Origin of the sequence: Microbacterium maritypicum, from assembly GCF_041529975.1 — a bacterium.
GTDB lineage: Bacteria > Actinomycetota > Actinomycetes > Actinomycetales > Microbacteriaceae > Microbacterium.
Genome location: NZ_CP168030.1, coordinates 2088225 through 2101156, shown reverse-complemented (window position 1 = coordinate 2101156; position 12932 = coordinate 2088225). Strand labels below are relative to the sequence as shown.

General features: G+C 62.7%; 8 protein-coding genes and 3 rRNA genes. 3 read left to right on the top strand and 8 right to left on the bottom strand.

Annotated elements, in window-relative coordinates:
• Positions 1-55: 55 nt before the first annotated feature.
• The 3 genes from rrf to ACCO44_RS10210 all read right to left on the bottom strand — a co-directional run bounded on the left by rrf (position 56) and on the right by ACCO44_RS10210 (position 5339).
• Positions 56-172, bottom strand: a 5S ribosomal RNA gene (gene rrf / locus ACCO44_RS10220).
• A gap of 108 nt (positions 173-280) precedes the next feature.
• Positions 281-3385, bottom strand: a 23S ribosomal RNA gene (locus ACCO44_RS10215).
• 430 nt (positions 3386-3815) lie between these two features.
• Positions 3816-5339: ribosomal RNA gene (locus tag ACCO44_RS10210) — 16S ribosomal RNA — on the bottom strand.
• Together the 16S, 23S and 5S rRNA genes form the textbook arrangement of a ribosomal RNA operon.
• Positions 5340-5937: 598 nt before the next feature.
• Between ACCO44_RS10210 and ACCO44_RS10205 the strand changes: the two genes are divergently transcribed.
• Positions 5938-7281, top strand: a complete 1344-nt coding sequence (locus ACCO44_RS10205) for a CoA transferase (protein WP_372466487.1) — start codon at positions 5938-5940, stop codon at positions 7279-7281.
• Here ACCO44_RS10205 and ACCO44_RS10200 read toward each other — a convergent pair.
• Genes ACCO44_RS10200 through ACCO44_RS10190 form a run of 3 tightly spaced genes read right to left on the bottom strand, consistent with a single transcriptional unit; the run spans position 7266 to position 10383 of the window.
• Positions 7266-8060, bottom strand: coding sequence for a DUF4184 family protein (locus ACCO44_RS10200; RefSeq protein WP_372466486.1), 795 nt, complete (start codon positions 8058-8060; stop codon positions 7266-7268). The two genes, ACCO44_RS10205 and ACCO44_RS10200, sit on opposite strands and share 16 nt — an antisense overlap.
• 28 nt (positions 8061-8088) lie before the next feature.
• Positions 8089-9390: a tyrosine--tRNA ligase gene (gene tyrS / locus ACCO44_RS10195; RefSeq protein WP_372466485.1), complete on the bottom strand. Its 1302-nt coding sequence runs from the start codon at positions 9388-9390 to the stop codon at positions 8089-8091.
• Between the two features lie 39 nt (positions 9391-9429).
• Positions 9430-10383, bottom strand: a complete 954-nt coding sequence (locus ACCO44_RS10190) for an aldo/keto reductase (protein ID WP_372466484.1) — start codon at positions 10381-10383, stop codon at positions 9430-9432.
• 53 nt (positions 10384-10436) lie between these two features.
• Here ACCO44_RS10190 and ACCO44_RS10185 point away from each other — a divergent pair, with 53 nt between their 5' ends.
• Positions 10437-10793, top strand: coding sequence for a MerR family transcriptional regulator (locus ACCO44_RS10185; protein ID WP_372466483.1), 357 nt, complete (start codon positions 10437-10439; stop codon positions 10791-10793).
• A 13-nt stretch (positions 10794-10806) separates the two neighbouring features.
• On the opposite strand, the gene ACCO44_RS10180 is transcribed toward ACCO44_RS10185, so the two are convergent.
• A complete protein-coding gene (locus ACCO44_RS10180) occupies positions 10807-11637 on the bottom strand; it encodes a hypothetical protein (RefSeq protein WP_372466482.1) in 831 nt (276 codons plus the stop codon).
• On the bottom strand, positions 11634-12278 hold the full coding sequence (locus ACCO44_RS10175; RefSeq protein ID WP_372466481.1) for a SatD family protein: 645 nt from the start codon (positions 12276-12278) through the stop codon (positions 11634-11636). The genes ACCO44_RS10180 and ACCO44_RS10175 overlap by 4 nt, the downstream gene beginning before the upstream one ends.
• Before the next feature lie 60 nt (positions 12279-12338).
• On the opposite strand from ACCO44_RS10175, the gene ACCO44_RS10170 reads away from it, so the two are divergent.
• Positions 12339-12923 (top strand): DUF1349 domain-containing protein, encoded by a 585-nt coding sequence (locus tag ACCO44_RS10170; RefSeq protein WP_372466480.1) that lies wholly within the window; start codon positions 12339-12341, stop codon positions 12921-12923.
• The last annotated feature ends 9 nt before the right edge of the window (positions 12924-12932 follow it).

Genomic DNA, 12932 nt, shown 5'->3' with positions numbered 1-12932 from the left:
TCGTGTAAACGCAAAATGGCCACCCATCGATGGGTGGCCATTTTGTCTAAAAGGAGTCCGGCGGTGTCCTACTCTCCCACAGGGTCCCCCCTGCAGTACCATCGGCGCTGTGAGGCTTAGCTTCCGGGTTCGGAATGTAACCGGGCGTTTCCCTCACGCTATGGCCGCCGAAACACTATTGATGTTTCAATCAAACACATAACAAAGTCATTGTTGTTATGCGGTTCTCGACCGTACATCGAGAACCACTCAGTGGACGCGTAGCACCAACAAACGGTGTGTTATCAAGTCATCGGCTTATTAGTACCAGTCAGCTGCATGCATTACTGCACTTCCACATCTGGCCTATCAACCCAGTAGTCTGGCTGGGAGCCTCTCACCCGAAGGTATGGAAATCTCATCTTGAGGCCGGCTTCCCGCTTAGATGCTTTCAGCGGTTATCCATCCCGAACGTAGCTAATCAGCGGTGCTCCTGGCGGAACAACTGACACACCAGAGGTTCGTCCAACCCGGTCCTCTCGTACTAGGGTCAGATCCTCTCAAATTTCCTACGCGCGCAGCGGATAGGGACCGAACTGTCTCACGACGTTCTAAACCCAGCTCGCGTACCGCTTTAATGGGCGAACAGCCCAACCCTTGGGACCTACTCCAGCCCCAGGATGCGACGAGCCGACATCGAGGTGCCAAACCATGCCGTCGATATGGACTCTTGGGCAAGATCAGCCTGTTATCCCCGAGGTACCTTTTATCCGTTGAGCGACAGCGCTTCCACAAGCCACTGCCGGATCACTAGTCCCGACTTTCGTCCCTGCTCGACCTGTCAGTCTCACAGTCAAGCTCCCTTGTGCACTTACACTCGACACCTGATTGCCAACCAGGTTGAGGGAACCTTTGGGCGCCTCCGTTACTTTTTGGGAGGCAACCGCCCCAGTTAAACTACCCACCAGGCACTGTCCCTGAACCGGATTACGGTTCGAAGTTAGATATCCAGAGTGACCAGAGTGGTATTTCAACAATGACTCCACACGAACTAGCGTCCATGCTTCAAAGTCTCCCACCTATCCTACACAAGCCACACCGAACACCAATACCAAGCTGTAGTAAAGGTCACGGGGTCTTTCCGTCCTGCTGCGCGTAACGAGCATCTTTACTCGTAATGCAATTTCGCCGAGTTCGCGGTTGAGACAGTTGGGAAGTCGTTACGCCATTCGTGCAGGTCGGAACTTACCCGACAAGGAATTTCGCTACCTTAGGATGGTTATAGTTACCACCGCCGTTTACTGGGGCTTAAATTCTCAGCTTCGCCTTACGGCTAACCGGTCCTCTTAACCTTCCAGCACCGGGCAGGCGTCAGTCCGTATACATCGTCTTGCGACTTGGCACGGACCTGTGTTTTTAGTAAACAGTCGCTACCCACTAGTCTCTGCGGCCTCCAAACGCTTTCGGGAGTAAATCCCTATACGCCGAAGGCCCCCCTTCTCCCGAAGTTACGGGGGCATTTTGCCGAGTTCCTTAACCACGATTCTCTCGATCTCCTTGGTATTCTCTACCTGACCACCTGAGTCGGTTTGGGGTACGGGCGGCTAGAACCTCGCGTCGATGCTTTTCTTGGCAGCATAGGATCACCCACTTTTTATCCGCATCGTGTCTCAGCCTTAATGAATCGCGGATTTGCCTACGACTCGGCCTACGCACTTGCACCAGGACAACCATCGCCTGGCTTGGGCTACCTTCCTGCGTCACACCTGTTAATACGCTAACCGCACCAGAATGGGGTCGTGCGCTAGGCCCAGAGCGTCACCCCGAAGGGATCAGTCACTGGGATTCAGACACTTAGCACTACTGGATTAGCTTGGGCGGTTCTTCGCCGGTACGGGAATATCAACCCGTTGTCCATCGACTACGCCTGTCGGCCTCGCCTTAGGTCCCGACTTACCCAGGGAAGATTAGCTTGACCCTGGAACCCTTGGTCTTTCGGAGGACGTGTTTCTCACACGTCATTCGCTACTCATGCCTGCATTCTCACTCGTGTAGCCTCCACGGCTGGTTCACACCGCCGCTTCGCTGGCCACACGACGCTCTCCTACCCATCAACACGGCTGGACCACGAAGGCCTACCAATAATGTCAATGCCACAACTTCGGTGGCGTGCTTGAGCCCCGTTACATTGTCGGCGCGGAATCACTTGACCAGTGAGCTATTACGCACTCTTTCAAGGGTGGCTGCTTCTAAGCCAACCTCCTGGTTGTCAAGGCAACTCCACATCCTTTCCCACTTAGCACGCGCTTTGGGACCTTAGTTGGTGGTCTGGGTTGTTTCCCTCTCGACTATGAAGCTTATCCCCCACAGTCTCACTGCTGCGCTCTCACTTACCGGCATTCGGAGTTTGGCTGACGTCAGTAACCTTGTAGGGCCCATCGGCCATCCAGTAGCTCTACCTCCGGCAAGAAACACGCAACGCTGCACCTAAATGCATTTCGGAGAGAACCAGCTATCACGAAGTTTGATTGGCCTTTCACCCCTATCCACAGCTCATCCCCTCAGTTTTCAACCTAAGTGGGTTCGGTCCTCCACGACGTCTTACCGTCGCTTCAACCTGGCCATGGATAGATCACTTCGCTTCGGGTCTAGGACATGCGACTGAATCGCCCTATTCAGACTCGCTTTCGCTACGGCTACCCCACACGGGTTAACCTCGCCACATATCGCTAACTCGCAGGCTCATTCTTCAAAAGGCACGCTGTCACCCCTACTAAGGAGGCTCCAACGGTTTGTAAGCAAACGGTTTCAGGTACTATTTCACTCCCCTCCCGGGGTACTTTTCACCTTTCCCTCACGGTACTTGTCCGCTATCGGTCATCTGGGAGTATTTAGGCTTATCAGGTGGTCCTGACAGATTCACACGGGATTTCACGGGCCCCGTGCTACTTGGGATACTCTTCGCGCCAAGAGAGGCATTTCGACTACGGGGTTGGCACCCTCTATGACCGGCCTTTCAAGACCGTTCGTCTATACCTTCTTGTAACGCCGCCACCTCGGCAGAGATGACTGAAAAGTCCCACAACCCCCAACGTGCAACGCCTGCCGGCTATCACACACGCTAGGTTTAGCCTGTTCCGGTTTCGCTCGCCACTACTAACGGAATCGCGGTTGCTTTCTCTTCCTGTGGGTACTGAGATGTTTCACTTCCCCACGTTCCCTCTACCCGCCCTATATATTCAGGCGGGAGTCACTAGGTCGGCACGCCGCCCAGCGGGGTTTCCCCATTCGGACACCCTCGGATCAAAACTTGCTTATCAGTTCCCCGAGGCTTATCGCAGATTGCTACGTCCTTCTTCGGCTCCAGATGCCAAGGCATCCACCGTTTGCTCTTAAAGACTTGAAATCACATGAGTTTGAATCAAAAACTCGACCCCACCCGAAGATGGAATCTGAAATTGACTAATGATCTTTAAGATCATCTTGTGCAACTGACCGAAGTCAGCTGCAAGATGCTCGCGTCCACTGTGTAGTTCTCAAAGTACGGGCGGTGCCCCTATCCACAACCCCACAAAAGGGGAAACAGAAAGAGGCCCAGAGTAACCGACTGTGCACTCGACCCAAAGGCCAGTGCGCATCCGGTCCCTCAGGACCCAACAGCGTGCAGGTGCGACATCCGCCACCCTCCCCGTTCCCACCAGATCCGAAGACCCGACGTACTAGAGAAGAACAACATCCTTCACACCATGTCAAATGTTCCACCCATGAGCTCCCAGCGAAGAACGTATGCCTTCGATCTGGGTTCTGGACACCCGAAGGTGTCAGATGCTCCTTAGAAAGGAGGTGATCCAGCCGCACCTTCCGGTACGGCTACCTTGTTACGACTTAGTCCTAATTACCGATCCCACCTTCGACGGCTCCCTCCAAAAAGGTTAGGCCACCGGCTTCAGGTGTTACCGACTTTCATGACTTGACGGGCGGTGTGTACAAGACCCGGGAACGTATTCACCGCAGCGTTGCTGATCTGCGATTACTAGCGACTCCGACTTCATGAGGTCGAGTTGCAGACCTCAATCCGAACTGGGACCGGCTTTTTGGGATTCGCTCCACCTCGCGGTATTGCAGCCCTTTGTACCGGCCATTGTAGCATGCGTGAAGCCCAAGACATAAGGGGCATGATGATTTGACGTCATCCCCACCTTCCTCCGAGTTGACCCCGGCAGTATCCCATGAGTTCCCACCATTACGTGCTGGCAACATAGAACGAGGGTTGCGCTCGTTGCGGGACTTAACCCAACATCTCACGACACGAGCTGACGACAACCATGCACCACCTGTTTACGAGTGTCCAAAGAGTTGACCATTTCTGGCCCGTTCTCGTATATGTCAAGCCTTGGTAAGGTTCTTCGCGTTGCATCGAATTAATCCGCATGCTCCGCCGCTTGTGCGGGTCCCCGTCAATTCCTTTGAGTTTTAGCCTTGCGGCCGTACTCCCCAGGCGGGGAACTTAATGCGTTAGCTGCGTCACGGAATCCGTGGAATGGACCCCACAACTAGTTCCCAACGTTTACGGGGTGGACTACCAGGGTATCTAAGCCTGTTTGCTCCCCACCCTTTCGCTCCTCAGCGTCAGTTACGGCCCAGAGATCTGCCTTCGCCATCGGTGTTCCTCCTGATATCTGCGCATTCCACCGCTACACCAGGAATTCCAATCTCCCCTACCGCACTCTAGTCTGCCCGTACCCACTGCAGGCCGGAGGTTGAGCCTCCGGATTTCACAGCAGACGCGACAAACCGCCTACGAGCTCTTTACGCCCAATAATTCCGGATAACGCTTGCGCCCTACGTATTACCGCGGCTGCTGGCACGTAGTTAGCCGGCGCTTTTTCTGCAGGTACCGTCACTTTCGCTTCTTCCCTGCTAAAAGAGGTTTACAACCCGAAGGCCGTCGTCCCTCACGCGGCGTTGCTGCATCAGGCTTGCGCCCATTGTGCAATATTCCCCACTGCTGCCTCCCGTAGGAGTCTGGGCCGTGTCTCAGTCCCAGTGTGGCCGGTCACCCTCTCAGGCCGGCTACCCGTCGACGCCTTGGTGAGCCATTACCTCACCAACAAGCTGATAGGCCGCGAGCCCATCCCCAACCGAAATTCTTTCCAGACGCAGACCATGCGGTCACGTCACATATCCAGTATTAGACGCCGTTTCCAGCGCTTATCCCAGAGTCAGGGGCAGGTTGCTCACGTGTTACTCACCCGTTCGCCACTGATCCCACAGAGCAAGCTCCGTGTTCACCGTTCGACTTGCATGTGTTAAGCACGCCGCCAGCGTTCATCCTGAGCCAGGATCAAACTCTCCGTAAAAAAGAAATGCATACGACACCGGGAAAACGATGACGCAGCGAGTTTGATGCTGACCAAAGAGACAAATTCATTGCTGACTTCATCCATTGCCAACCCCCCGGAAGGAGTTGGTCTTTGATCCAAAGGAATTCTCACCCCCACCGAAGTGGAGACGAGGATAATTTGGCATTTGACAAGTGCACGCTGTTGAGTTCTCAAGGATCGGATGCTCCCACGACCCAGCCATCACAGCCAGGCCCGCAGGGCAACTTCTCTATCTTACCCACCCTGTCCCGCTTGTCAAATCGGCGCGCCGTGCAGATCAGAGATCCGCAGCGCAGCTGATGACAGCCGCAGAAGAGGTGGATTCCCTATCCTAGACGCAAGCGCCTGATCTCTCAAGTGAGAGTGGATCGGGAGTGGTTCTCCGCTTGAGGGGGGTGAAGCTCTTGGCTCCTCCGCTTCCCTGTGGGGCGAACAAGTAATAAGTTACGTGGGTTCCGGGGTTCTGGCAAATCGGGGCATACAGCCCGGGCGTGTCGTTCGAGCGTTCCGCGCGCTTTACGCCGGGTCAACCGCGGTTTCCGCCGCGTCGTGCCGCCGAGAGTACGATCTGGCCATGCTCCCACTCAACACTGACCCGGCTCCCAACGCGGGAGCTGCTCTGCTCGACCGCGTCAGGATCCTGCTCGATCTCCCCGCCACAGAGGGAACGACCGAAGCTCACGCCGCCGTAGCCCTGCCCTCTCGGCTCGCCACCGCGGAACTCGCCTGGGCCAGCGTCGCCTCTGCCCTGCTCGCCGCCGGTCGCTCGCCCGCGCTCATCGACCCGCACCGTGTGGCCACCGCCTACCGGAGCGACCGCGTGCTCTCGATCGACGGCGTCGCTCCCCCGGTGTGGTCGCCCTACTCGGGTTTCTGGCGGACTGCGGACGGATGGGTCAGGACCCATGGGAACTATCCGCATCACTCCGCCGCTCTGCGCACCGCACTCGGACTGCAGGATGACGCCGACGCCGATGCGGTCCGCGTCGCACTCGAGGAACGGACGACGGCTGACGCCGTCGCGGGGATCACCCGACTCGGCGGACTCGCCGTCGCCGTGGCCGCCGAGGACCCCGCCGCTGATCGCGCCCTCCGAGCGACGCCGCTTCTCGAGGTCCGACGCACCGACACCCCCGCACGTCGTCACTCCCGCCACTCACGTTCGACGGCGGCGCAGGATGATCGCCACCCCCTCGCCGGTATGCGCGTGCTCGACCTCACCCGCGTTATCGCCGGTCCCGTCTGCACCCGCACGCTCGCTCTCCTCGGCGCCGACGTGCTGCGCATCGATCCGCCGCACCTGCCCGAACCCGAGTGGCAGCACCTCGACACCGGGCACGGCAAGCGCTCGGCACGGTTGGATGCGCGCACCGCGCAGATGCACGACCTGCTCTCAGACGCCGATGCCGTGGTGCTCGGCTACCGTCCCGCCGCGCTGGACCGACTGGGACTTCAACCGAGTGTGCTCGCCGAACGGTATCCGGACCTGGTCGTCGCGCAACTGAGTGCCTGGGGCACGGAGCATCCCGATCGCGCCGGCTTCGACAGCCTCGTCCAGGCGGCATCCGGAATCGCGCTCATCGAGTCGCCGGACGGGGACCGCCCGGGCACGCTTCCAGCCCAGGCGCTCGACCACAGTGCCGGATACCTGCTCGCCGCCGCGGTGACGGCGCTGCTGCAACGCCGCACCGGCGAAGGCGGGTCCTGGTATGCCGGCACCTCGCTCCGCCGCATCGCCGCCGAACTTCTCGGGATGCCGCGCAGCCGGGAGCCGGAAGGGGAGGCCGAGTTCGACGTCGGCCCGCACCTCGCGCGCTTCGAGGTCGACGGCAGGTCCCTCGTCACCTCGCGACCGGCGATGACCGGCCTCGAGTTCGATGCCCCGCACCTCTGGGGGTCGGATCAGGCGATCTGGTGACGACGGCCGCGAACCGCCAGAACGACGCAGAGCACGAAGGTGATCGCACCCCAGAGCGCACATGCCGGAGGCAGCACGCGATAGGCCAGATGCTGCACGGTGAACTCCGTGTCGATGGGACCGAACGCGATGATCCCCCAGACGAGCGCAGCGACCAGGATCACCGGAAGCGAGACCCACCACGCGATGCGCACCCCCTGCGGCAGCGACTGCGCGAAATCCGCGCGCGCTTCCCGTCGACGCAGCCAGAGCAGTGCCCAGACACCGATGATGAGCAGGCCGATCACACTCGACCCGTGCTGAAGCCACTTGAATCCGGGCAGCGGACCCCACATCGCGTCGAGACCGGGGAGCAGCTGCACGCCGGCACGACCTTCATGCGTGAAGAGATCCCAGAGGATGTGCGAGGCCACGCCGATCAGGAAAGACACCGCGAGGAGCACCGGATACCAGCGCTTCTCCCCCACGCCGACGGCTCGTCGTGCGGCTTCCGCACCGCCCTCGCTCCAGTCCTCCGGGAGCCGACGCGCCAGCCACAGCGGCGCGAGTTCCGGCACCGCGGGACGCAGGATCACGCGCCAGACGAGGAAGAGCACGAACGCGAGGAGTGCCGTCCACAGGATGTTGCCGAACGTGTGGGTGAACGAGTAGTTCAGCCCGACACCCCGCACGAACAGCGGCAGATCCGGCGTCATGGCGCCGATCGCGATCGCCGCGGGCACCAACGGCGTTCGGATGAACGGCAGCGCGACGAGCGCGTGGCTGGGAGTGAAAGGCATCCGGCTCTGCTATCCGAAGCGCGAAGGCTCAGCCGAGGAAGACGCCGGCAAGGGTCTTCTTGCCACGACGGAGTACGGACACTCCCCCGGGAAGCGTGCCCTGGACCGCGGCAGTCTCGTCTTCGACGCGGTTGCCGTCGAGCGTGACACCGCCCTGCGCGATCGCACGCCTCGCCTCGGAGAGGCTGGCGACCAGCCCGGTCGCGACCAGCACGTCCACCACCGGGGTGCCGGTGGCGACGGTCGCATTCGGGAGCTCTTCCAGCGCGGTGCGGAGTGTCTGCGCGTCGAGCGCGGTCAGATCGCCCTGTCCGAACAGGGCCTCGGATGCCGCGATCACCGCCGCCGCCGCGTCGATGCCGTGCACGGTCGCCACCACTTCGAGCGCGAGACGCTTCTGGGCGGCACGACGGAACGGCTCCGTCGCCACGAGTTCGGCGTACCCCTCGATCTCCGAGCGGCTCAGGAACGTGAAGACCTTCAGGCGGTCGACGACGTCGGAATCCGCGGTGCTCAGCCAGAACTGGTACATCCGGTACGGGCTGCACATCTCGGCGTCGAGCCAGATCGCATTGCCCTCGCTCTTGCCGAACTTCGTGCCGTCGCTGTTGGTGATCAGCGGTGTGCCGATCGCATGCACGGACGAGCCCTCGGCGCGGCGGATCAGATCCGTCCCGCTGGTGAGGTTGCCCCACTGGTCGGACCCACCCGTCTGCAACACGCAGTCGTACTGGCGGTAGAGCTCGAGGTAATCCATCCCCTGCAGGATCTGGTAGCTGAACTCGGTGTAGCTGATGCCCTCGTCGGAGTTCAGCCGCGCGGCGACCGCATCCTTCTTGAGCATCGTGCCGACGCGGTAGTACTTGCCGATCTCGCGGAGGAAGTCGATCGCGCTCAGCGGCGCGGTCCAGTCGAGGTTGTTCACGATGCGTGCCGCATTCTCACCCTCGAAGCTGAGGTAGCGCTCGACCTGCGCGCGAAGCCGCCCGACCCACTCCTCGACGGTCTCGCGGGTGTTCAGCGTTCGCTCGGCAGTCGGACGCGGATCGCCGATGAGTCCGGTGGACCCGCCGACCAGACCGAGAGGCTTGTGTCCGGCGAGCTGGATGCGGCGCAGCGTCAGCAACTGCACGAGGTTGCCCAGGTGCAGGCTCGGTGCCGTCGGATCGAAGCCGCAGTAATAGGTGATGGGGTCTCCCGCGAGCAGGGCGCGCAGCGCCTCCTGGTCGGTGGACACCTGGACCAGGCCACGCCACACGAGTTCGTCCCACACGTTCTCGAACGCGGGGTCGATCGCCTGGGGTGCGGTCGTCAGATCGGGAGTTGACACGCGCTCCAGGCTATCAGCGCCGCGCACCGCCGAATCGCCTCACGCCGGCTCGTCGAGGAGAGTGATCTCCTCGACGGACAGGGAGATCGACGCCGCATCCATCGCGACATCCAGCTGATCGAGCTTGCTGCCGCCGAGGATGGGACGGATGCCTCGCGCGAGCTGCCACGCCAGCACGATCTGCCCTCGGCCGAGGTCCCGCGCCGCCGCGATCTCGGCCAGCACCGCGAGCCGACGCGCAGTCCCGGGGTGGTCGTACACCTCGGGCACGGGTTTCGCCGGGTTGTCATACGCACCGGAGAGCAGCGGGGTGTACGCCCAGATCTCGATCCCGTTCGCCCGGGCGAAGTCCCGCTGCTCGTCGCTCAGCACGCCGAACGGGTGCGCCACTCCGGGAGGAAGCGTTCCCGGACGCGTGCGCAGGTATGTGCTGTTCAACTGGAACGCGTCGAGGGGGACGCTTCCGATCTTTCTCGCGTGCGCGCGGGCGCGCTCGATGCGCCAGGCCGGGTGGTTGGAGGCGCCGACACGGCCCACCGTCCCGTCGACGGTGAGCGCCGCGAGGGCGTCCACCGTGTCCTCGATCGCGACCGTGCGGTCCTCCTGGTGCAGCCAGAGCAGGTCGATCCTGTCGACGCCCAGGCGTTCGAGGCTCCCTTCGACGGCAGCGTGGATCGCACGCGGAGAGAGACCGGCCCGGTGCTCAGGCCAGGAGCCGGGCCACAGCGGCTCGGCACCGACCTTGGTCGAGATGCGGACGTGCGCTCGTGCATCCGGACGCGCCGCCAGCCAGCGTCCGAGCACCTCTTCGGAGGCTCCCCCCTGCCCCGTCTCACTCGTCCAGAAGCTGTAGCAGTCGGCGGTGTCGATCCAGATGCCGCCGCGGTCGACGAAGCGGTCGAGCAGAGCGAAAGAGGTCTCCTCGTCGACGAGCGTGCCGAATGACATCGCTCCGAGGACGAGCGGGGATGCAGGGGTGTTCCGGTTGGTCATGACTTCACTGTGCAACCTGGAGTGCACTCCAGGTCAAGTCCTATGCTCCGATCATGACGACGTACACGCCGGCGGAGACCGCGGCCCGCTCCGGATTCAGCATCGACACGCTCCGGTACTACGAGCGCGAGGGCATCCTGCCCGCGGTGTCGCGCACGGCCGGCGGGCATCGCGCGTACACCGATGCCGAGCTCGGCCTCCTGGAGTTCCTCAAGTGCCTCCGCGAGACCGGCATGCCGGTGGAACGCCTGCGTCGCTACGGCCAGCTCTGCCAGCGAGAAGACTCCATCCCGGAGCGGATAGCGCTTCTCGAAGAGCACGCGGTGACGGTCGAGAAGCAGCTCGCCGAGGTTCTCGCGCAACAGCAGCGACTCGCGGAGAAGCTGGACTGGTACCGCTCCGTGGGCTGATTCGGAACCGTCGTCAGCTGTGCGCCGCCCACCAGACGAGGAAGGCGGCGCCGAGGGCGATGACCCAGCTGACGAGACTGCCCACGAGGAAGTACTCGGCTCTGGCGCCGGTCTCACCGTCGCGGGAGATCTCCGGGAAGCGGACGATCCCCTTCGCCGCCAGCATCGCCGCGAGGATCGGGTACGCGGCGGCGAGCGTGAGGATCAGGACGAGGAGGCGTTCGAGCGGGCCGATCAGTCGCCCGCCCTGGAAGCCGGCCCGCGGATCAGGGGCGGCCGCCACCACAGGTGCCGGATCCGTCGTCGGTTCTGCGAGGGCTGTCGTCGGTTCTGGGAGGGTCCGGCTCATCTCCGCGCCGACCGATGCAGCCTCGACGACGGGTGTGGCCTCGGTGACCTGCTCGGCGGGGCGCCAGGTGTGTTCGCCGTCGAGAGCGGCGCGCACCACGAGGTTCGCGGACTCGAGGAGGAACGCCGACACCCCGAGCACCAGGATCGCCAGGTCGAACGTGACCTCACCGAACGGCGAACGCAACTGCCACACCTCGCCGATGAGTCCGGCCTGGGCGCGTGCTCCCATCGAGATCACGGCTCCGACGACGACGAGCGCGAGGACCACGGCGGGCCAGAACCCCGCGCGTGACGGTCGCCCGTCGGGCATGCACCAGACCCAGAGCGCGCCGGACGCGAGCGCGGCGATCATGGGCAGGAGAGCATCGCTGACGCTGCCGAGCAGGAGCAGCACGACGGCCGCGGCCAGGTATCCGATCCAACGCCGCGGGACGAACTGCCGCACGAGGTCTGCGGCTCCGATGGCGAGCAGGATGAATCCGGCGATGATCATGCCGGCTCTCCCTTCAGGGCGGCGAGTCCTTCGATGAGCGCGGCGGATCCGGCACGTCGCAGCGACTTCGAGACGCTCGGCTGGGAGATGCCCTCCTGCGCCGCGAGCTCCTGCTGCGAGCGGCCGACCAGGCGCCCGTAGGTGAGTCGCCGCTCGCGCGCACTCATCGCACCCACGAGCTCGTCACGCGCGAGCAGGTAGGCATTGGAGACCGCGATCGTCGACGCCATGACCTCATCCTGCCCCGGGGCTCCGACAATCCAGGTGCGCGTGCGCGGCACGGCGCGCTGCTCGCGGGAGTGCACGGTCTCGATCGCGGCCCGCGCGGCGTACCAGCCCGGCCCGTCGGCGAGCTCGCCGTGCACGGAGGCGACGGCGCGCACCTCCCCCACGCCGATGCCGAATCGGAAGGCGATCCCGTCGGGCAGTCGCAGCTGAATGAGGAAGAGCGAGCTGAGCGCATCGCCGAGCTCCCGGTAGACGCCCTGCTGCTCGTCTCCTACGGTGGGCGTCAACGGCTGCGCCGCCAGCGGGAGGTCGATCTCGGCCTGCGCGATGGTCTCATCCAGCACGCGCTGTGCGGCGCCGCGGTCCCCGAGTTCACGGGAGCCCACGATGTCTGCGATCACAGCGATGACCATGCGATAACCTTATCACGAATATTCTTAGTTATATGCACTATTTGGTTATGGGATGGAAATATGCCTGATTCGAGCATCCTTGCCTGGTCCGCGGGAACCTGGACCCACGACCCCGCCGCCGTGGAAGACGCGGAGCACTTCGACGTCACTGCCGTCGAAGGCAGCGACGCCTGGCGGCACACCGCCTACGGGTTCGTGCACGACACCGAACACGCCCTGCTCGCACCGCTCGCCGTGGGCGAGGCGATGGAGGTGTCGTTCCGGGCGCCGTGGGACGGCCAGTTCGACCAGGCGGGCATCTTCGTGCGGATCGACGACGAACACTGGGTGAAGACCGGCGTCGAGTACGCCGACGACCACCTCGGGCTCGGCGCCGTGGTCACCGACGGAGGGTCGGACTGGTCCGTCGGCTTCGTCGACGAGTGGCTCGAGAGCGAGATCACAGTGCGCGTGAGCCGCTGGGCGGACTCCGTGATCGTGCGGGCGCGCACCGCCGAGGAGCCGTGGCGGCTCGTGCGGGTCGCTCCGTTCGACGGCCAGGCAGCGGCATCCGCCGGGCCCTTCCTCGCCGCCCCGACACGTGCGGGTCTCACCGTACGGTTCACCCGGTGGGCGCGGTCCGCGGCCGACGCCGAACTGCACTGAGCTCGACAC

What these genes read in the sequence shown, in the direction of transcription:
- ACCO44_RS10205 (WP_372466487.1), top strand. Translation starts at nt 5,938, where the DNA reads ATGCTCCCACTCAACACTGACCCGGCTCCCAACGCGGGAGCTGCTCTG.
- ACCO44_RS10200 (WP_372466486.1), bottom strand. Translation starts at nt 8,060, where the DNA reads ATGCCTTTCACTCCCAGCCACGCGCTCGTCGCGCTGCCGTTCATCCGA.
- ACCO44_RS10190 (WP_372466484.1), bottom strand. Translation starts at nt 10,383, where the DNA reads ATGACCAACCGGAACACCCCTGCATCCCCGCTCGTCCTCGGAGCGATG.
- ACCO44_RS10185 (WP_372466483.1), top strand. Translation starts at nt 10,437, where the DNA reads ATGACGACGTACACGCCGGCGGAGACCGCGGCCCGCTCCGGATTCAGC.
- ACCO44_RS10180 (WP_372466482.1), bottom strand. Translation starts at nt 11,637, where the DNA reads ATGATCATCGCCGGATTCATCCTGCTCGCCATCGGAGCCGCAGACCTC.
- ACCO44_RS10175 (WP_372466481.1), bottom strand. Translation starts at nt 12,278, where the DNA reads ATGGTCATCGCTGTGATCGCAGACATCGTGGGCTCCCGTGAACTCGGG.
- ACCO44_RS10170 (WP_372466480.1), top strand. Translation starts at nt 12,339, where the DNA reads ATGCCTGATTCGAGCATCCTTGCCTGGTCCGCGGGAACCTGGACCCAC.